Annotated in this window: 17 protein-coding genes; 7 read left to right on the forward strand and 10 right to left on the reverse strand. The window is 43.0% G+C overall.

Annotation, left to right across the window (positions count from 1 at the left end; genetic code table 11):
* Nucleotide 1: 1 nt before the first annotated feature.
* Nucleotides 2–1,132, reverse strand: a complete 1,131-nt coding sequence (locus C505_RS0113335; RefSeq protein ID WP_018693119.1) for an S-(hydroxymethyl)glutathione dehydrogenase/class III alcohol dehydrogenase — start codon at nt 1,130–1,132, stop codon at nt 2–4.
* A gap of 114 nt (nt 1,133–1,246) precedes the next feature.
* On the opposite strand from C505_RS0113335, the gene C505_RS0113340 reads away from it, so the two are divergent.
* Nucleotides 1,247–2,116 (forward strand): LysR family transcriptional regulator, encoded by an 870-nt coding sequence (locus tag C505_RS0113340; protein ID WP_018693120.1) that lies wholly within the window; start codon nt 1,247–1,249, stop codon nt 2,114–2,116.
* 54 nt (nt 2,117–2,170) lie between these two features.
* Here C505_RS0113340 and C505_RS0113345 read toward each other — a convergent pair whose 3' ends face one another.
* From C505_RS0113345 to C505_RS22395, 4 genes are read right to left on the reverse strand one after another with little or no spacing between them, the layout of a single operon-like run.
* Complete coding sequence (locus C505_RS0113345) at nt 2,171–2,896, reverse strand: HugZ family pyridoxamine 5'-phosphate oxidase (protein ID WP_018693121.1); 726 nt, start codon at nt 2,894–2,896, stop codon at nt 2,171–2,173.
* Between the two features lie 37 nt (nt 2,897–2,933).
* Nucleotides 2,934–3,713, reverse strand: a complete 780-nt coding sequence (locus C505_RS22390) for a heme ABC transporter ATP-binding protein (RefSeq protein ID WP_018693122.1) — start codon at nt 3,711–3,713, stop codon at nt 2,934–2,936.
* Complete coding sequence (locus tag C505_RS0113355) at nt 3,703–4,824, reverse strand: FecCD family ABC transporter permease (protein WP_018693123.1); 1,122 nt, start codon at nt 4,822–4,824, stop codon at nt 3,703–3,705. The genes C505_RS22390 and C505_RS0113355 overlap by 11 nt, the downstream gene beginning before the upstream one ends.
* A 12-nt stretch (nt 4,825–4,836) precedes the next feature.
* A complete protein-coding gene (locus tag C505_RS22395; protein WP_018693124.1) occupies nt 4,837–5,655 on the reverse strand; it encodes a heme/hemin ABC transporter substrate-binding protein in 819 nt (272 codons plus the stop codon).
* Nucleotides 5,656–5,860: 205 nt separating this feature from the next.
* Between C505_RS22395 and C505_RS0113365 the strand changes: the two genes are divergently transcribed.
* Entirely contained in the window at nt 5,861–6,376 is a 516-nt protein-coding gene (locus C505_RS0113365) for a hypothetical protein (RefSeq protein ID WP_018693125.1), read from the forward strand.
* 8 nt (nt 6,377–6,384) lie between these two features.
* On the opposite strand, the gene C505_RS22400 is transcribed toward C505_RS0113365, so the two are convergent.
* Nucleotides 6,385–6,909: a GNAT family N-acetyltransferase gene (locus C505_RS22400; RefSeq protein ID WP_018693126.1), complete on the reverse strand. Its 525-nt coding sequence runs from the start codon at nt 6,907–6,909 to the stop codon at nt 6,385–6,387.
* Between the two features lie 154 nt (nt 6,910–7,063).
* On the opposite strand from C505_RS22400, the gene C505_RS0113375 reads away from it, so the two are divergent.
* A complete protein-coding gene (locus C505_RS0113375; RefSeq protein WP_018693127.1) occupies nt 7,064–7,612 on the forward strand; it encodes a carboxymuconolactone decarboxylase family protein in 549 nt (182 codons plus the stop codon).
* 111 nt (nt 7,613–7,723) lie between these two features.
* On the forward strand, nt 7,724–8,236 hold the full coding sequence (gene sodC, locus C505_RS0113380) for a superoxide dismutase family protein (RefSeq protein ID WP_026317957.1): 513 nt from the start codon (nt 7,724–7,726) through the stop codon (nt 8,234–8,236).
* Between the two features lie 46 nt (nt 8,237–8,282).
* On the opposite strand, the gene C505_RS0113385 is transcribed toward sodC, so the two are convergent.
* Both C505_RS0113385 and C505_RS22405 read right to left on the reverse strand, forming a co-directional pair.
* Complete coding sequence (locus C505_RS0113385; RefSeq protein ID WP_018693129.1) at nt 8,283–10,433, reverse strand: hypothetical protein; 2,151 nt, start codon at nt 10,431–10,433, stop codon at nt 8,283–8,285.
* 111 nt (nt 10,434–10,544) lie between these two features.
* Nucleotides 10,545–11,417 carry a type 2 periplasmic-binding domain-containing protein gene (locus C505_RS22405; RefSeq protein ID WP_018693130.1) on the reverse strand — a complete coding sequence of 291 codons (873 nt, stop codon included), beginning with the start codon at nt 11,415–11,417 and terminating at the stop codon, nt 10,545–10,547.
* A 229-nt stretch (nt 11,418–11,646) separates the two neighbouring features.
* Here C505_RS22405 and C505_RS0113395 point away from each other — a divergent pair, with 229 nt between their 5' ends.
* Nucleotides 11,647–12,063, forward strand: coding sequence for a hypothetical protein (locus tag C505_RS0113395; RefSeq protein WP_018693131.1), 417 nt, complete (start codon nt 11,647–11,649; stop codon nt 12,061–12,063).
* A 393-nt stretch (nt 12,064–12,456) separates the two neighbouring features.
* Here the strand turns inward: C505_RS0113395 and purL are convergent, their stop codons facing one another.
* Complete coding sequence (gene purL, locus C505_RS0113400) at nt 12,457–16,356, reverse strand: phosphoribosylformylglycinamidine synthase (RefSeq protein ID WP_018693132.1); 3,900 nt, start codon at nt 16,354–16,356, stop codon at nt 12,457–12,459.
* Between the two features lie 117 nt (nt 16,357–16,473).
* On the opposite strand from purL, the gene mltF reads away from it, so the two are divergent.
* Nucleotides 16,474–18,030, forward strand: coding sequence for a membrane-bound lytic murein transglycosylase MltF (gene mltF, locus C505_RS0113405; RefSeq protein ID WP_018693133.1), 1,557 nt, complete (start codon nt 16,474–16,476; stop codon nt 18,028–18,030).
* Nucleotides 18,031–18,045: 15 nt separating this feature from the next.
* Here the strand turns inward: mltF and C505_RS0113410 are convergent, their stop codons facing one another.
* The gene (locus tag C505_RS0113410; protein WP_018693134.1) at nt 18,046–18,561 is read right to left on the reverse strand and encodes a thioredoxin family protein; all 516 of its coding nucleotides are present in this window, start codon (nt 18,559–18,561) and stop codon (nt 18,046–18,048) included.
* Nucleotides 18,562–18,774: 213 nt separating this feature from the next.
* Here C505_RS0113410 and C505_RS0113415 point away from each other — a divergent pair, with 213 nt between their 5' ends.
* Nucleotides 18,775–19,776: a 4-hydroxyproline epimerase gene (locus C505_RS0113415; RefSeq protein WP_018693135.1), complete on the forward strand. Its 1,002-nt coding sequence runs from the start codon at nt 18,775–18,777 to the stop codon at nt 19,774–19,776.
* Nucleotides 19,777–19,799: the final 23 nt, after the last annotated feature.

Here is a 19,799-nt window from a genome sequence, read left to right on the forward strand (position 1 = left end):
CTTATTTGTCGAAATGAATAACGCTTCGAATACTTTCACCTTTATGCATCAAGTCAAAGGATTCATTGATTTCCTCAAGTCCCATGGTATGCGTGATGAAGTCATCTAACTGAAACTCTCCTGCCATATAACGCTCAACTATCTCTGGTAATTCTGAGCGGCCTTTCACGCCACCAAATGCACTACCACGCCATACGCGACCCGTCACTAACTGGAATGGACGTGTTGAAATTTCCTGCCCTGCTCCCGCAACACCAATGACAACAGACTCTCCCCAACCTTTATGGCAGCATTCAAGTGCTGAGCGCATTACGTTTACGTTGCCGATACATTCAAATGAATAATCTACACCACCGTCTGTTAATTCAACGATAACGTCCTGGATCGGCTTATCATAATCTTTCGGATTGATGCAGTCTGTTGCACCTAATTTGCGTGCCAGTTCAAATTTGCTGTCATTGATATCAATCCCAATGATCCGCCCAGCTTTGGCCATCGTTGCACCAATAATTGCAGACAGCCCGATACCACCTAGTCCGAAGACCGCGACTGTTGCGCCTTCTTCCACTTTCGCCGTATTCATGACCGCACCCATCCCCGTCGTCACACCGCAACCGAGTAGGCAAACTTCTTCAAGCGGGGCTTCTGGGTTGATCTTCGCGAGGGAAATTTCTGGCAAGACGGTGTATTCAGAGAAAGTTGAGCAACCCATGTAATGATAGATAGGTTGTCCGTCTTTGTAGAAACGCGTTGTGCCATCTGGCATCAAGCCTTTTCCTTGTGTCTCACGGATTTTTTGGCATAGGTTTGTTTTACCAGATGTACAGAATTTACATTCGCCGCACTCAGGCGTATAAAGTGGGATCACATGATCACCGACTTTAACGCTAGTGACACCTTCACCAACTTGTTCCACAACCCCACCACCTTCATGGCCAAGAATCGATGGGAAAATTCCTTCTGGATCTTCTCCAGACAATGTAAATGCATCCGTGTGACAAACACCCGTTGCGATAACACGGACGAGCACTTCCCCAGCTTTGGGTAACATCACGTCGACTTCTTCAATTTTTAAAGGCTCTTTTGGGCCCCATGCCACAGCGGCTTTTGATTTAATAAATTGCTCAGACATATTCACTCTTGTGTCAGGTTGTGGAACAAAATCACAGAATAAAAAGCATTGTATTTATTTTGGAAAAAAAGATAATACAGGCAAATTGAAAATGACTTTTTCTGTGAGGTAACAATGCGACGTTGGGAAGGTGTCTGCGAATTTGCAGCTGTTGTCGAAACCCAAAGCTTTACCGCCGCATCAAAACAATTGGGTGTATCAACTGCGCAAGTGAGCAGACAAGTGACTGCTTTGGAAAAGCGTTTTGGTGTTAAGTTACTCTATCGAACAACCCGGAATGTGACCTTGACGGAAGAAGGTCGGCTCTATTATCAAAACTGCCGTCAGGTGCTTGATGGTCTTGAGGCTGCGGAGCGGGAGATCACCAACCTGCAACAAAAGCCGCAAGGAAAAATCAAGCTCACTGCTCCTGTCACGTACGGCGAAAAACATATTGTGCCACTCATCAATGACTTTTTACTCCAGCACCCAGCCTTGGATATCACAATCCATCTTACGAATCAGCAATTAAACTTATTGGATGAGGGCTTTGACCTAGCCATTCGATTAGGCAAACTCAGTGACTCAAGCATGATGGCAAAAAAGCTTTCTGCGCGAAAACATCATGTGTGTGGTTCAAGCCAGTATTTTGACAATTATGGGATCCCATTCACACTGGCTGAACTTGAAAAACATAATTGCCTACTCGGTACCTTCAAACACTGGCGCTTTTTAGAAAGTGGAAAAGAAAGAAACATTCGCGTTTCTGGTCACCTACGCTGTAACAGTGGTGAAGGACTCATTGACGCTGCACTCAAAGGCATCGGTCTAATTCAGCTGCCAGATTATTATGTGCAGCCGTATCTAAAAAATGGCGCTTTGATATCTGTACTTGAGCAATTTCAGGATAATGAAGATGGCATTTGGGCTGTATACCCCCATAATCGCCTTTTATCACCACGGATCAGAATGCTGATTGATTATCTGGCCGAAAAGCTTTCTTGAAAACAGTTTTACACATTGACAGTGACGAATACCTCATCACTGTCATTCATGATCTTAAGCGACAAGCGACGCTCTTGCTCGCTTGGCAAGCTCAACGAGTGCAGCTCTAACATCTGCGCTACTATGAACAGGTAAAGAGAAAGGAATAAAATAAACGTCATGTTGCCCACGGAAGTGACACCCTTCAGCAAAACAACTGACCATTTCTAGTTTTTCTTCTGTTTTACCAAATTGCATTTTGACAATATCAACCATGGCATCCACATGGTCTTCATTCATATGGGTAATAATCCCTGTTCGACTTGAGGTAAACTCAGCAGGCTCTGTGCTCCAGTATTCTTTATTTACCCAGTGAATGCGGCCAAAACCACCGATATAACGAACGCGAACAGGCGTGATTCTAAAGAAGAAAAAGTCATGTGCTTTCTCATACGCACGCGCTTGTGGGAAAAGCGCGAAGTATTCTTCTTTTAAAGCATCGCCTTCTTCTTTCGTTAATCGAACGGCATCACCTAAAACCGTCACTCGGCCATTTGCCTGACTGTCATCTTTTGAGCCATCAAATATCGTCATACTAACTTTTGGATTGGTTGCAATATTCTTCGTATGCTGTGCCAGATCACTGATATAAATGATCAAGTCCCCTTCATCCGTCATGATATATGGTGTAACGGAACCAAATGGATATCCCTCGACAGAGACTGAGATGGTCGATAAGACACCGGAATCCACATGGCGGACTAAGTGTTTCGCTTCAAAGCTGATTTCTTCTATTTTCATTGTTTCACTTCTCCCAAAGGAGGTTCTTTTGTTACATCTAAGCAGCATTGACCACCACTGGGTGGGCAATACCTTCTATATTGACAACTTTGGTTTTGACGCCAAAGCATTGCAAAATATTCGCTTCATTCATTACAGTGCGTGTTGGGCCAAATGCCATACCATGGCCATTTGCAAGCATCAGCGCCTTATCTGCAAAGGCGGTGACCAAATTCATATCATGGGTAATACAAATCACCCCAAGCCCTGCATTTGTGAGTTGTTTAATTTCAAACAATGCTTCTTTTTGATGTTTTAAGTCTAGTGCGGATGTTGGCTCATCCAAAAGAAGTAATTTTCCATATAAGCCATCGTAATCCCATATCTGTGCAAGTGACTTCGCCAAAAAGACTCGCTGTCGTTCGCCGCCAGATAATTCAGTAATCAATTTTCCTTGTAAATGACAAATGTTAAGAATCGACATCATTTCTCTGATGACCCTTAAACTTTTTGAACGACGCTCATCATGGGGCGCTCGTCCAAATAAAATCACCTCTTCAACTGTAAATCCATACTGAAAATGGATGGATTGTGACATTACTGCTCTCATTTTTGAAAGCGCTGTTATCGAATAGTCACTGAGCGGGTTTCCATCGAATGTGATGCCCCCAGAATAGTCGGTTATTTCTCCAGAGATAGCTTTGAGTAATGTCGACTTCCCTGCACCATTCTCACCAATGACAGCGACGAATTCACCCTGTTCAACTTGAAAATGAACGTCTTGCAAGACTGAAGACTTTTCATATGAAACCGATAAGTTTTCAGATTTAAGCAGCATCTTGCACACTCCCACGCTTCAACAATAGGAATAAAAAGAACGGGGCGCCGATTGCTGATGTCACTATGCCAATCGGCAATTCCGCAGGTGCGACAATCAAACGCGATACAATATCGGAGGCAGTCAATAGAATCGCACCGATTAATGCTGAACCTGGAAGCAAGGTTCGGTAATCAGGACCAACCAATTTTCTGACCAGGTGTGGGACGACCAATCCGACAAACGCAATCATGCCTGTCGCAGAAACAGAAGCACCAACACCCAATGCGACCGCAAGTAATAGTGTATTTTTAACGCGCTTTACATTGATACCAAGATAGCGCGCTTCACTTTCTCCCATGAGAAGGAGATTGAGCGCTTCGCGCTGGCGATAAATTAAAATTGTCGACAGCAAGCAAAATGGCAGCAATGCCATCACAACCTGCCAGCTGGCGCCACCAAAGCTCCCCATGGTCCAGTAGGTGATCAAGCGAAGTGAGCTGTCATCTGCAATAAAACTCAAATAACCAAGTCCTGTGCTAGCCAACGCGTTCATCGCAATCCCCGCAAGCAGGAGTGTCACTATCGATAGATATCCTTTTCGATATCCCATCCGAACAATCATCAGCATTGAGAGAAGGCTGCCTGCAAATGCAGCAGAAGGGAGGACATAAGCTGCGCCCACCCAAGTGGTAAATATCCCACCGCCAAAGACGATGACAGCAGCCGCAGCAACAGCAGCGCCGCCGGAGATACCTAGGAGCGATGGATCGGCCATTGGATTTCGGAATAATCCCTGCATAGCAGCACCACACATGCTTAAAACAGCACCGACAATCATTGTCATGACAACACGTGGTAACCTAAGCTCCTGCCCGATAAACAGTATGCCCGTCTCAGATTGCGCAGGAGCTTCTGTTTGAAAAACGTTTGAAAGGAGCTTCATTGGTAAGGAGAAATCAACGCCATAACTCCCTACGGAAATCGCAATCGCCCCAATAATCAACGTAAACAGTGACCCGAACCAATACAAAGCCCGCACACGTTGCTGCTGTTCATCTAACTTTTCAAATAAGCCAATCGAAGACTGCTTATTTAAATTGGGTTCAGAGTGAGTTGATGCATGGGACATAAGGCTGCCTCCTTATTGCGTCGTTGCAAATGAATGGATTTGCATTGCAGCTTCAGATAGACGTGTGCCAAGCCCTAATGTCATCAAACTATCAATAACTAAAACTTTGCAATTTTTCCCGGCTGGTGTTGCAGCAAGTGCTGGAGCCTGACAAATTGTTCGAATATCTGTGTTTTTGTTGATGCTATGATCAGGCACAATGATCATGTCAGGTTGACGTTTGACGACAAGTTCGTTGGGAACGGGCTTAGTTCCTTGAATATCTTGGAAAATATTTTCAATACCAACCAGATCGAATAAGGTTTGGGGAACCGTATTTCCACCGGTCACTGTCAGGCTTCGATCCGTTGTTCCCATCAGAAACATCGCTTTGTGTTTTTGTTTGCTGGGTTTAATTTGGGCAAGTTGCTGTTGCAAGGTTTGGATCAGGGCTTTCGCTTGGTCTTGCTTTTGGAAAATCTCCCCGACCTCACGGATCATTTGAAATAGGCCTTCGGCGGTATGATCAGGCGCTAGGCGTTTCACCGAGATCCCTGCCGCTTTGACCTGAGCAAGCACATTGTCCGGCCCCATTGCGCGGAAGCCTATCAATAAATCGGGACGAAATTTTAAAATTCCTTCCGCATTGAGTTGACGAAAGTACCCAATTTTAGGTAAATTGTTCGCAGCTTTCGGATAGTAGCTTGTCACATCCACCGCAACGATTTTATCTTGCAAGCCAAGCGCATATAGAATATCCGTGACACTTCCACCCGCAACAACAACTCGGTCGTAGGCTGTCGCAGCTTGAGATACTGCACAAAGCAAAATCGTTAAAATTAAATTCTTCATATCACCAATTGATAATAGTTCTCATTTTCATTTGCATTATAATTTAATTCCACGAGAAGACAACCTTCTTTATCGATAAAATCAATTGACCTGATTGATTTTTTGAAAGTAAAAAGTGTGACCAACAAACAAAAGGACTATGATTTGAATTTAATTTGTATACAATACACCCAGCAAAATTCTGATCCGGTGAAGTGGTTGTACGATGAGTATTAATGAGTTAATTCGTGAAGCGTCCAAGTTTCAAACAGAGGTCATCATCTTTTTTGTGGCATTGCCTGTGCTCACCTTCTTATTGCTTCTCGTTTATAAGCAGAAAGAACGTCATCACATCGGTGACTATGTATTATCCATTCTCATTTATCTTGTGAGCATCCCGGGCTGTTTTTCCTTTGCGCTAGTGTTTTATAACCTACTCATTCTCAAAGGAAATATACTCAACGTTGATTTGGTGATTTACTTCTTGCCTTTGATTTCGATGCTCACCGTTTTTGGGCTGATTGCCAGAAAAACAGACTTTCTTCACTTACCCGGTTTTGGGCGGCTTTCCGGGCTGTTGCTGATGATGGTCCTCACCTGCATCGTCTTATTTGTCCTCCACCGTATGCACTTTTTTGTTGGCTTCTTTGCCTCGATTGAAAGCCTTGCAGTCATCGCGATTGCCATTTTCATCTTGTTCAAGGTTGCTGCAGCGAAGATAATGGGTGGCAAAAATAAGTAACTATTGGTTCACCCCTCCGTTAAATACGACTCAAAATAAATCAACTCCTGTTCTGGCAGATGATCTGCCAGACGGCCTACATAGCGATTTTGAAAGCTAAACCCATTTTTTAACAGTACGATTTGAGAAGCTGTATTATTCGGAAGCACATTGGCATAAAGCAGTGACAATGAAAGCTGTTCTTCAGCAAGCCTTTTGCCCATTCCAACAATTTTTGTGGTGATCCCTTTTCCAGCAGCATGTTCTGCGGTCCGGTAACCAATTTCTGCTGATGCAACACCATGACGTTCTATGCGGCGAAAATTGAGTCTAGCCACCATCACATCTTCGATAAATACTAAGTATTTATAGGCTTCATCCTGGTTTCTTTCTTCTTGAGCAGTAATCAATGATTGCTCCACGACTGGCAGGTGATAGAAATGATCGCCTCTGGACTCAATCATCGATTCAAAATAACGTCGATTTTGCACTTCAAACTCAAGCAACGTCGCTGCAAAACGTGGATCTGCTTCAAGAAAACGAATTTTCGCCAATGATTTTCCTCCTCAGGTATTTTCAGTTCGATCTAACAACACTGTCCTTTTACGCAAGTCAATAAAATTTCAGTCAAAAATATGCAGATTTTCGTAAAGATGGCTAGTCTATTGATTGGATAAACAAACCTCACATGCACCCAGAGAGTCCTCAATGCAAAAGTTCGAACAATTTACACTGGATACAGCGCCCCAAGACAGCCGCCCATTATTAGAGAACTCAATGAAGAGCTTCGGAATGATCCCAAATCTTCATGCAGTGATGGCCGCATCACCACCTGTATTAAAAGCCTATCAGACCTTACATGAGCTTGCACAGCAAACTGCTTTCACTCCAGAGGAGCTTTGTGTTGTTTGGCTGGAAATCAGCGTAGAACACGAATGCAACTATTGTGTACCCGCCCATACAGCTATCGCTGCGATGATGGATGTTTCAGCTAAAATTGTTCATGCCATTCGTGAAATGAAGCCACTTCCCAAAGCAAAACTGGAGGTATTGCGTCAGTTTACACTTGATGTTTTGCGCCAACGTGGTCGCGTGTCTGACAAATGTATTCAGGAGTTCTTGAGTGCAGGTTACGAGCAGCGTCATATCTTAGATATTGTCCTGATTTTATCTCAAAAGATCATGAGTAATTACATCAATCATATGGCCAATACACCACTTGATGAAGCATTTGAAGAGTATGCATGGGGTAAGTAAGATTGTTTGATTTTATGAATTGAACAAATCGGTTTGTTTTTTTATTCAAAGAATCGAAAGGCTGCTATGATTCGAAAAACAGAACTTTTTAACCCGTTAGTAGGAAAAAGTATGAAAAAATTACTACTCGCAACCACATTACTTCTTCCATTGAGTGCCTTTGCGCAAAAGACGATCAATATGGAACTCCTTGGTAAGGATGGCAACAAATCTATTGGCCAGGTAAAGGTCTCAAAAAGTAAATTCGGCCTGGTTTTTACACCCGACTTAAAAATGCTGCCGCCCGGTGTACACGGATTCCATGTTCACACGAACCCAAGTTGTGCACCAAAAGACAAAAAAGGAAAATCAGTATTAGGTTTATCTGCTGGTGGGCACTATGATCCGGAAAAAACGGGTAAGCATGGATTTCCTTGGACTGATAGCAACCACAAAGGTGACCTACCTGCCCTGTTTGTCCAACAGGATGGTACTGCGACAACGCCTGTTCTTGCGCCACGCTTAACCATGAAGGACCTTGATAGCCGCTCTTTGATGGTCCACATGCATGGTGACAATCATTCCGACATGCCGAAAAAGCTTGGTGGCGGTGGCCCACGTATTGCTTGTGGTGTCTCGAAGTAATCAAAAAACCCCCGTGGTATTCGGGGGTTCTCCATGAAAGGGATAATTAATCTGTGGCTTCTTGCGTTAACTTTTCTAAGCGATAATGTGGGAAGAACTCATTGACTTTTACGAGACGGTATAAGTCCTTATTATTCCAGACAAAGCGAATAAATTGCTCATTCTCGCTAGGTAGATAAGCCGATTCGCTGACTACGGTATAGTTCAGCGTAGAAAGCCTATTGAAACGACCACCTGAGATAGCATGCACATAATACAACTGATCGCTTATCGGTAAGTAATGGCCAAAGTATTGGAAATCAGACTGGTAATCATATGCTTGAAATGATCCTGCTTTATAGACATATTCTTTGATAATATGATTAACACTTTTTGAAAAAAATCGGCCATTCTCCGGATTCACAGATAATTTGCCAAATACGCCTTTACTCGGTGTAATTTTTCCATAAAAACTCAATGAGCTTTCAGCATCGAAGGTAAATATATAATGCTTATTTGAGTCAACATCATTCCGCCAGCCTTTCGACGCCAGTTGAAAGCTCATCATCCCACTTTGCTTACTCCATAGTGTTGGAGTCAAGGTCGTGGATTGGCTCGCTTCTTCACCAAGCAATGGCGTCAAATCATAAGCCTGAAGGGTATGGCCAAATGCATCAAGCGTAACGAGTTGATTATTATCTGGATCGTTGATAAGAATATGATCTTCTGTGGCAACCATCGATATCTTATCTAAATAAGGAGAGGGGTTATAAACTTTCATGGATTGATCGCCAAAGCTCTCTAGAATACTTCCGAAGAATTTTATTTTCTGCGAACTATTTTGATTGTCAGCGACGTTGATTCGATACATCATTCCTGACTCAAACAACATCAATGTCGCCTGATGTTTTGGTAGATAAACATACTTCATCACTTTTGAAGTATCTGGCAACGAAGCAAAAGTCACCACAGGATCATTCGGGCGATAGATAACCAGCTGATGACGCGCTTCTGAATAGGAAACCAAGGTTTCATCATTCCCAATATACACATCTTCTTTGAAACTGAGATCCACATCATTCACTTGAGCCATTTCTAGATAGCCGATTGTTGGGATTTGCATCATCAGCGCCTGAGTAATATTGAACGATTGATAAGCCTCAAGTTCTCCATTTTTATTTGTTCTCACACGAGGAAATGTCTTTAGTTGATACACTTCTCCTTGATATGAGAAAACATCAATCGAATTCAAATGAGCAATGGCAGATAAAGAATCATCTGGCGCCCAATGCGTATTATACCCTTGTAAAACATTAGCGTAGCTCGTAAAAACACCTTGATTATGATACACGACATCTTCAACCGGGCGACTTAAATCAGCAACAAACCCAAGATCGTCTGAGCGATAAACTATCCCATTCCAAGTGATCAAATGCTTTTTATCTTTTGTCACTGAAAAATAGCGGTGTGCTTGTTCAATTTTACCATAACGGTTACCCAGCCATTTCACCTTGAGTAAGTCTTTCGGGTCCATACGTGTAGACCCATGCTCTCTATCTGACTGAATAAACCTCCCTTCGTCATTCAGCTTTGCAAGCATCAAATGGTCATCAGATAAAAGTAAAATCGTTTTATTTTCAGAGGAATAAGTGATTTTATCGAAATGTACTTTTAGGCTCGCGGTTTTATCTTGATACCGAGTATCGATAACAATGATATTTTCATCGCGACTGTCATCTTGCGGTGTTGCAATACTTGCAATCAGATAATTTTCATCAATGAAAATGGAATCGACACGTTCATCTGCACGATAAACCATTTCAAATTCACCAGTGGGGTTTGAATATGATGTGCGTACCACCCCATTACCGACTGCGAAGTATAATCCCGATTCATTCACAACCATATCCATCGCTGGATAATGAGTATTAATGGGATCTAAATATATTTTTGAAGCAAGGTCATACCGAGTAACTTGCTTCTTATCTTGGTCAATTCGATAATAAATTCCCTGAAAAACTTTTGAGAGTTGATGCTGAAACTGCTTTACATCGCTAGGAATACCCATGGCCTGGATCTGACCAAAAGCAGATGGCTGAGCAACAGGGTTTGCTATTATATTTTTTGCGTTGATTGAAAGGTTTTGATGTAGAGCAAAACTTGAAGGTGAGGTGAATAAAAGTGCACTAACAAGGAGCGAAAAACGTGATTTATACAATGGACATCCTCTCTTATACATTCCTTAACAAGGGTGGGCATTATACTACAAATTCATTTAAAATCATACGAATAGCCAACAAAAAACCAAACCTTTTTACTAAAAATATACTTATTTTTTTGTCACTTGACATTGCTTGAAATCGAACACACCTCGCTGATACCACCAAGGGCTATTTGCCTCTGGTAACCCATCCGGCGCTATTGGATTTGGGAGAATAAACTCTTGAATCGACTGCGAGCTATAGTCTTTCAATGCTTGTATATGTAGAGGGAAGCAATTCAGCAATCGATCAAAATCTCCAGATTTATCCAATCGTTTCAACCCAGTTTCTATACGTTGATATAAACGCTTGCGACTTGGGTGGATAAAAAAATACACTGCTGTTGGGTAAGAAACATAAATGTTGGGTAATAACACGATATTTGCATAAACACTCGGTTGAATTTCTGAGGATATTTCTAACATCCCCCTTGGAAACAAATCGTATTTTCCTTTATTCAACAGCTTGAACATAGCTAAGTAATCAGAAATGGCATGCGCGTTAAAACCATTCATTCGAAGGATTTTTAAGTCTGGCCAGTCGTGCCCCTGATAAATAGAAAGCTTTTTGAGTTCATCAAGGGTTTGGATTTGAGAAAAGTCTCGCAACTTGTCTTTGTGGATCAACATCATGCGTTTTCCCAACAACCCTTTCATTAAAGGGATACGAATAGGTTCTACCTGTTTTTCTCGCGCAATACTTGTCATCGTCCACACAATATCTAGCCGTCCCGTTTCAAGTAACTTCAGCGCTCGCCCCTGATACATATGGATATCATGTTGTTCGATGCGATATACACCAAAGTCTTTGCGCGTGACCTCCAGGGCTTGTTCAAGCAATTGGATAAAATAACGCGGCCTTAAATCCGTCTCCGACTCCGGTTTCTTATGTTTGATTACTGTTAATGCTGAAATAGAAGCCGAAAAATGGCCCAAAGTCATCAGAGTGAACAAAATTACAAAGATTTGTGACTGTCCCAAAGCAAATTGTCTCGTTAAGCACGGGGTTAACATAAGCATAGCAACCGAAAACGATGGTTATTCATGCAAACAAAGTGTTCTTCGTCGAATCGCCTTGAGCTACTCTTGAGATTTTTGTAAATTAATGTCAGTACTTGAAAGGAACTCGCAATGAATTTATTTACCAGTGTAGTTATGATGAGTAAATATTTTGTTTAAGATTGTCGATTTAAGAAAAAAGCGCCTTTGGTGGCTCATCATTTTTGCCCCACTCAGTCTTCTGTATGTATATCAAGTCCCGTGGTTTCAGTTTAACAATTACTGGGATGCTGCGGTCTATAGCTGTTATGCTTTTGGCTATATTGGCGTCTTGGGTTGGGTTTTGGGCGCACCACTAGGAAGACAGGTATTCTGGGTTATCTTCTTTTTTCTCGATATTACGCTGCATATTATTGATGTGTATTATGCAACTTTCTTCCAACTATCAATGGGTACGAAGTTTCACGACATGTTTTATGGTTTGTTCATCAGTTCCATTATTGATTTTGTCTATTTTGCTTTTATTTATTTGTACGCCTTTGAATCGAAGAATATTTGGCACCACGAAATAAATCAGGAAGATATTTGATTCTGACCCATGCTCATCTTGTTTCTTCTCCTTTAGAAATCGCAGCAGCAAGTCTGATTGGGGAATATATTAAAGGCTCACAACTCTCCCATTTGTACAAACTAGGTTTATTGCTTTCTATCCGGATCTTCAAGTTTTCGTGAAAAGGCAAAAAGAGTTGTTGATCAAACAATTCGTATTGAAATGAAGAGAAAAAAACATTTCTGTACCGATTGTTGATTTATCTCAATACAAGGGACGGATTATCGAATTAAAATTGCGTCATGGTTAATCGCCATGTGGCCCAACGCAGTCTTGTGAACAGGCCCTGTTGTTATCGTTTTTATTTATCTTTCCTAATTGTTATTTAGGGCTGTGGAAACACAGCCCTTTTTTTATGCGACTCACTATGGGTTAGTTTTGTGCAACAAAAACACGTGCGTTTCTGAACATTCTCATCCAAGGGCTATCTTCTCCCCAGGAATCCGGTGCCCAAGACATAGCAACCGTTCTAAATACACGCTCTGGATGTGGCATCATGATAGTCACCCGACCATCTGTCGTTGTGAGTGCTGTCAGGCCTTCTGGCGAGCCATTTGGATTCATTGGATAATGTTCTGTTGGCATCGCATGATGGTCAACGAATTGTCCAGCGATCAAGTTTTCAGCTTTCAAACCGTCCAACGTACCCGTTTGACTGAAATCTGCTCGTCCTTCTCCATGCGCAACAGCAATTGGCATATGTGAACCAGCCATCCCTTTGAATAAAATCGAAGGCGATTCTGCAATTTTGACCAAACTTGCACGTCCTTCAAAACGTTCTGAGGCATTTGTCACGAACTTAGGCCAATGCTCAGCGCCTGGGATCAAAGACTTCAATGTGGATAGCATTTGACAACCATTACAAGCTCCAAACGTGAATGTGTCTTCGCGATGGAAGAATGTTTTGAATTGGTCTTTGAGTGCTGGATTAAACAGAATTGTTTTCGCCCATCCCTCACCTGCGCCCAATACATCCCCATAGGAAAATCCACCACAAACGGCTAGTCCAACAAAGTCACTTAATTGACGACGTCCTTCTAGCAAGTCACTCATGTGAACATCAATTGCTTCGAAGCCTGCGCGATCAAATGCTGCTGCCATTTCCATCTGAGAATTGACACCTTGCTCTCGCAAAATTGCAACTTTTGGCGATGGTTCTTTCACAATATAAGGCGCTGCAATATCTTCGGATATATCAAATGTCAGATGTGCACTGAGTCCTGGATCATTCGCAATTCGCTTGAGCGCTAGCTCTTGCTCTGCACATGCAGGGTTATCTCTTCGTTTTTGCATCTGGTAGGTTGTTTCTGCCCAAATACTTCGATAATAAACCCTTGTATTTTCAATGATATTTTGACCTTCATTTTGGATCAAAATCAGATCTTCATCTGTGACTTCACCAATGACGTGAATACAGTGACGAATTTGGTGCGCCTCAAAGGTAGATTGAACATCGGCCAAGTCTTCCTTACGCACTTGGATCACACCACCCAACTCTTCATTGAACAACACATGAAGCGGCTCTCCGGGGATATCTTTCAACTCAACCGCTACCCCACAATGCCCCGCAAAGGCCATTTCTGCCAAGGTTGTCCATAAGCCACCATCAGAACGGTCGTGATATGCAAGCAGTTTTTCATCCTGTACAAGCTGCTGCATCGCGAGGAAAAAACTGTTGAGTAATTCTGGGCGAGATAAATCTGGTGACTCATTACCAAGTTGACGATATACCTGTGCGAGTGAAGAGCCACCCAAACGTGATTTTCCTTCCCCTAAATCAATCAATATAAGTTGTGTATCGCCTTGATCTGTTTTGAGCTGTGGAGTCACAGTCTTACGAATATCTTTGACACGACCAAACGCACTAATCACGAGCGACAAAGGCGAAGTCACATCTTTGGTTTGGTTCGATTCATCTTGCCAGGTTGTCTTCATCGACATTGAATCTTTACCAACTGGGATTGTCAGGCCAAGTGCAGGACAAAGTTCTTCACCAATGGCTTTCACAGCCTCATATAGTCCTGCATCTTCACCTGGGTGGCCTGCGGCAGCCATCCAGTTTGCCGAGAGTTTGATCCTCGAAAAGTCACCAATGTTACTCCCTGCAATATTTGTGATGGCCTCAGCCACTGCCATTCTGGCAGAAGCACCATAATTGATGAGTGCAAGGGGTGTTCTTTCACCCATCGACATGGCTTCACCACGATATGAGTCATAACTTGCAGCAGTGACTGCACAATCTGCAACAGGCACCTGCCAAGGCCCAACCATCTGATCACGATGAACAAGGCCAGTCACACTTCGGTCACCAATAGTGATTAAGAAAGTTTTTTCAGCAATGGTTGGTAAACGTAGCAAACGCTCGGCGGCTTCTTGGATTGGAATATCATTTAGTTTTAATGTTTCGCAAGAAGCATTTGTTGTCTTCACATTACGATGCATTTTCGGTGGTTTACCGAGCAAAACATCCAAAGAGAGATCGACCGGATTATTCTCGAAATGCGCATCGGAGACTTGAAGATGTTGTACTTCTGTCGCTTCACCTACGACAGCAAATGGTGCACGCTCACGTTCACATATTGCTTGAAATGTTTCAAATTGCTCCGGCCTAACAGCCATCACATATCGCTCTTGGGATTCGTTACACCAAATCTCATGTGGACTCATCCCTGGCTCATCATTTGGTACATTCCTCAGCTCAAACTGACCACCACGACCACCATCACTGACAAGCTCAGGGAAAGCATTCGATAAGCCTCCTGCGCCCACATCATGAATAAATTCAATTGGGTTATTCACGCCCATTTGCCAACAGCGATCAATAACCTCTTGGCAGCGGCGTTCCATTTCCGGGTTTTCTCGTTGAACAGATGCAAAATCGAGTGTTTCGTCTGATTCGCCAGATGCCATTGAAGATGCTGCACCTCCACCAAGGCCGATGTTCATCGCTGGCCCGCCCAATACAATCAGCTTGGCACCCACAGAAACATGTTCTTTCGTCACATGTTCACGTTTGATATTTCCAAGCCCACCAGCAATCATGATTGGTTTATGATAACCACGCACTTCAAACCCGTTATGGGAGGCAACCTGCTCTTCAAAGGTACGGAAATAACCAAGTAGATTCGGGCGACCAAACTCATTATTAAATGCCGCACCACCAAGTGGTCCTTCTGTCATAATATCCAAAGCAGAAACAATTCGGTCTGGTTTACCAAAATCCTGTTCCCACGGTTGCTCAAATCCGGGGATCCTTAAGTTGGATACAGAAAAACCGACCAAGCCAGCTTTTGGTTTTGCACCAATACCCGTTGCGCCTTCATCACGAATTTCTCCACCAGAACCAGTTGCAGCACCAGGGAAAGGTGAAATCGCAGTTGGGTGGTTGTGCGTTTCGACTTTCATCAAAATGTCGATCATTTCATGATGGTAATTGAAAGTTCCTGAACCTGTCTCAGGATAAAAGCGCCCAGCTTCACTTCCCGCCATGACTGCTGCATTATCTTTGTAAGCAGAAAGAACATGCTCCGATGCCACTTCATACGTGTTTTTAATCATTTTAAATAGTGACTTCGGCTGAGTATCACCATCAATTGTCCAATCTGCATTAAAGATCTTGTGACGGCAATGCTCGGAATTCGCCTGAGCAAACATGTACAACTCAATATCATTGGGGTCACGTCCAATCGCATTGAAACGATCACATAAATAATCAATCTCATCTTCTGCGAGTGCTAGACCAAGCTGAATATTTGCAGTTTCCAGCGCTTGGCGACCTTCTGCCATTAGAGGTACAGATTGCATTGAACGGGGTTGTTCATGACGGAATAATTGCTTTGCATCTTCGAAATCATCCAATACAACTTGCGTCATTTGATCATGGACCAATTGCTTTAGCTGTTTGATTTGTGGTGAGGATAAATCTTCAGATTGGATATAAAAAGCGATGCCACGTTCGATACGTTGGACTTTGGTCAGGTGACAGTTATGAAGGATATTTGTTGCTTTGGATGACCAGGGAGAGATGGTACCGGGCCGAGGGGTGACGAGATAAAGGGTTCCTTCTGGAGTGGCTGGTGGTTTGGAAGGCCCGTAGGTCAGTAATTTATCCAGCGTTTCCCGCTCCCTGTCATCCAGGGGGACCGATAACTCGGCAAAATGGTAAAACTCAGCATATATTGTGGTTATAGGTATGCATTCTTCACGTGTTTGATCAAGCAGCTTTTGGACTGCAAACTCAGAAAGTGCTGGTGCACCACGTAGGATTAACATAGCTTATGAATTCCGTGTTGGTTTAGCTAGGTGTACAGAGGCCCTGTATTATAGAGTAATTTTTTTGATGAAAACAGATAGCATTTGGCCCCTTATTCAAAGGACTGACCTGTTCGCATGAAATATCAACATGCCTTTCGGTTCATCATAACCGGAATACTTGGAGCCTGCCTTTGGGGGTGTGAAAAATCCCCAGAAGTGTCGCATATCGAGAAAATAAAGAAAGCAAATAAAATCAGAGTCGGGACAGTGATTGGCCCAACAGCTTATTATATTGGGACAGATGGTCCCACAGGTTTTGAATTTGAGCTTGCGCAATCATTCTCAGAATACCTTGATGTCGACTTAGAAGTTGTCCCGAAATATAGCCTTGATGAACTTTTCCCTTTATTAGAACAAGGACAAGTGGATTTTCTTGCTTCCAGCCTCACAGTGACCAAAAACCGTGAAGCAGAATATCGATTCTCCCCCCCTTATTTATTCGTGAGTGAAAAATTGATCTATAAAAAAGGCGGTGAGCGCCCGAGAAATTTTTCAGAGGTCATGGGTACCATCGAAGTCATCGCTGGTAGCAGTCACCATGAACTCATCGAGCAACAAAAAGTGTTCTACCCTGAAATTAAGTATTTTGCTAGACCCGACGTCACCAGCGAAGAAATCATGAGTGAAATCATTGAAGGCGAGGTTGAATATACGATTGTCGACTCAACGAACCTCGCTATCAATCGGCGCTTTTATCCTGACTTAAGCGTCGCTTTTACTGTTCAAAGCAAACAACCCATCGCTTGGATGTTACCAAAAAGCAATGACGATTCATTAATATCATTCTTAGTCGACTTTTTTGGAGAGCGATACATGGATGGATTTATCGAAAAGCTCAAAGAAAAGTACTTTGGTCATGTTCAACGATTCGATTACGTCGATACACATGTCTTTATTCGTGCTGTAGCCGACAAGTTACCTAAGTATGAAGCATGGTTTAAACAATATGCTCAGGAGCTGGATTGGCGGCTTATTGCAGCACAAGCCTATCAGGAGTCACATTGGGAACCTCACGCAAGATCCTTTACGGGTGTTCGCGGGATCATGATGTTGACCAAACCCACTGCAAAAATGATGAAGGTCGTCAATCGACTTGACCCAGAGCAAAGTATTCAAGGCGGTGCTAAGTATTTGCGTCAACTCATTACACGTATCCCTGAGCGTATTCCATATCCAGATAAACTCTGGTTCGCCCTCGCCGCTTATAATGTTGGGCTAGGACATTTAGAAGATGCCAGAGTCCTGACAGAACGAGATGGTGCAAACCCGGACAATTGGGCGGATGTCAAAAAGCGTCTGCCACTTTTGCGTCATAAAAAATACTATAAAACGACCAAGTTTGGATATGCCAGAGGTGAAGAGCCAGTCCATTATGTCGAAAATATTCGGCGCTACTACGACACATTAGTCTGGCTGGATCGTGAAGAAGAAAAACAATCCCGTTTGCAAGAGCAACGAGAAAAGCTGCAAGAAGAGCTTATCAATCAAGAGATCAACGAAGCGATCGCAAAAATGCTGGAAGCTGAAAAGCATATGGTTCATGATCTAGTACCAGACGATCCCCATACTCAAGAAGATGCTCAATCAAACACAGAGAGCTCAGTGCAAGAAGGTACCGCTCCCTCTCGGTAGCCAGTACTTTAATGATTAATCTGCTTTTTGTGTTGCTTGAAATTGTTGTAATTTATCTTGAAAGAAGTTGGCAAAAATCAGCATTTTTTTCTCAGAATAAGATTTACCTTCTTCTAAGATCCCAGTATTTTTCGAGATAACCAATCTTCCTTGTTTATCCATCACAAAGAAGTGCGGTACACCTTTTATTTTTGGGAACTGCGATAGAAACGCCTCATTTTTATTTTCTTCACTATAATTAATTTTCACGATTTCGAAGGTGTCATTCATCGCTTTGGCGACTTTTTTATTTTCAACAATAAAAGCGCTTATCCGACGACACCAACCACACCACTCTCCACCAACAATGAGTAATACAAACTTGTTTTCTTTCTTGGCAATCTCAACAGCAGTATGCAGATCCTTGACCGCATCCCGGCTCGGATCGTACTTTTTTGCGTAATCAGCCGTAGATGCAACAGCCGAATTCAATCCTGCAAGCAAGAAAACACTCAGTAGTAATAATTGAGGCAAAACTTTCTGAACAGTCATCGCGCTTCCTCATACACTTGTTTGAAAGATAATCACCTTAACGGAAATAAGCAGGAAGTGCCAGCTTTGTCACCTATCAAGTGATTGAGTTTATCGCAACCCTTTCTGTAGCGCCTTCCTCGTCGGGCTTGACAGGATTGCATACAATATACAATGATTGTTTTTGATTTTGAGACACCTCGATCATAATGCTCAACTGAGAAGGAAGAATAAATGCGCGAAGGTACTTTTTTCTGCATTGATGCCCATACTTGTGGCAATCCACTTCGACTCGTCACAGGTGGATACCCCGCTTTGAAGGGAGAAACTATGAGTGAAAAGCGTCAAGATTTTATCAAAAACCATGACTGGATCCGTCACGCATTGATGTTTGAACCACGCGGACACGCGATGATGTCCGGGGCTATCCTTTACCCACCGCACCGAGAGGACAGTGATGCTTCCATTCTTTTTATTGAAACTTCGGGCTGCTTGCCTATGTGTGGTCATGGGACGATTGGTTGCGTCACTGCTGCACTGGAACATGGACACCTCAAACCGCGTACTCCCGGCCATCTAAAACTGGATGTGCCCGCTGGCCAAATTCAGATCGAATACCAACAAGAGGGTGAAAAGATCCGAAAAGTCCGGATCTTCAATGTTGCCAGTTATCTGGCACATGAAAACGTTGTGATTCATTGTCCGACGCTTGGAGAATTGACGATTGATATCGCTTACGGTGGAAATTTTTACGCCATCATCGACCCACAAAAAAACTATTCTGGACTAGAGCACTTTACAGCCTCTCAACTTATTATGATGAGTCCAACGATTCGGGAACTTGCGAATGAGGCAGTCTCTTGTATTCACCCGGATGATCCCACTGTGCATAGTGTTTCCCATGTTTTGTGGGCAGGAAAGCCGCAAACACAGGGCGCCGATGCCAAAAATGCCGTCTTTTATGGCGAATACGCGATTGACCGCTCCCCTTGTGGCACTGGGACGAGCGCAAGAATGGCTCAGCTTGCTGCGAAAGGAAAACTTAGCCCAGGAGAGACCTTTGTCCATGAAAGCATTATTGGCAGTCTGTTCGAAGGACGGGTAGAAAGCACGACACGTGTTGGAGAGAAGACTGCAATTATGCCCAGTATCCAAGGCTGGGCAAAAGTCATCGGAATCAATACGATTTTTGTTGATAGCGATGATCCATTTGCACATGGCTTTGAGGTTCGCTAAATTTAAGCGCAAATATTTTTGGG

It is taken from the genome of Algicola sagamiensis DSM 14643, assembly GCF_000374485.1.
Lineage (GTDB): Bacteria > Pseudomonadota > Gammaproteobacteria > Enterobacterales > Alteromonadaceae > Algicola > Algicola sagamiensis.

Excerpts from the sequence above, each read along its gene's own strand:
- C505_RS0113335 (WP_018693119.1), bottom strand. The coding sequence starts at position 1,132 with ATGTCTGAGCAATTTATTAAATCAAAAGCCGCTGTGGCATGGGGCCCA.
- C505_RS0113340 (WP_018693120.1), top strand. The coding sequence starts at position 1,247 with ATGCGACGTTGGGAAGGTGTCTGCGAATTTGCAGCTGTTGTCGAAACC.
- C505_RS0113345 (WP_018693121.1), bottom strand. The coding sequence starts at position 2,896 with ATGAAAATAGAAGAAATCAGCTTTGAAGCGAAACACTTAGTCCGCCAT.
- C505_RS22390 (WP_018693122.1), bottom strand. The coding sequence starts at position 3,713 with ATGCTGCTTAAATCTGAAAACTTATCGGTTTCATATGAAAAGTCTTCA.
- C505_RS0113355 (WP_018693123.1), bottom strand. The coding sequence starts at position 4,824 with ATGTCCCATGCATCAACTCACTCTGAACCCAATTTAAATAAGCAGTCT.
- C505_RS22395 (WP_018693124.1), bottom strand. The coding sequence starts at position 5,655 with ATGAAGAATTTAATTTTAACGATTTTGCTTTGTGCAGTATCTCAAGCT.
- C505_RS0113365 (WP_018693125.1), top strand. The coding sequence starts at position 5,861 with ATGAGTATTAATGAGTTAATTCGTGAAGCGTCCAAGTTTCAAACAGAG.
- C505_RS0113375 (WP_018693127.1), top strand. The coding sequence starts at position 7,064 with ATGCAAAAGTTCGAACAATTTACACTGGATACAGCGCCCCAAGACAGC.
- sodC (WP_026317957.1), top strand. The coding sequence starts at position 7,724 with ATGAAAAAATTACTACTCGCAACCACATTACTTCTTCCATTGAGTGCC.
- C505_RS22405 (WP_018693130.1), bottom strand. The coding sequence starts at position 11,417 with ATGACTTTGGGCCATTTTTCGGCTTCTATTTCAGCATTAACAGTAATC.
- purL (WP_018693132.1), bottom strand. The coding sequence starts at position 16,356 with ATGTTAATCCTACGTGGTGCACCAGCACTTTCTGAGTTTGCAGTCCAA.
- mltF (WP_018693133.1), top strand. The coding sequence starts at position 16,474 with ATGAAATATCAACATGCCTTTCGGTTCATCATAACCGGAATACTTGGA.
- C505_RS0113410 (WP_018693134.1), bottom strand. The coding sequence starts at position 18,561 with ATGACTGTTCAGAAAGTTTTGCCTCAATTATTACTACTGAGTGTTTTC.
- C505_RS0113415 (WP_018693135.1), top strand. The coding sequence starts at position 18,775 with ATGCGCGAAGGTACTTTTTTCTGCATTGATGCCCATACTTGTGGCAAT.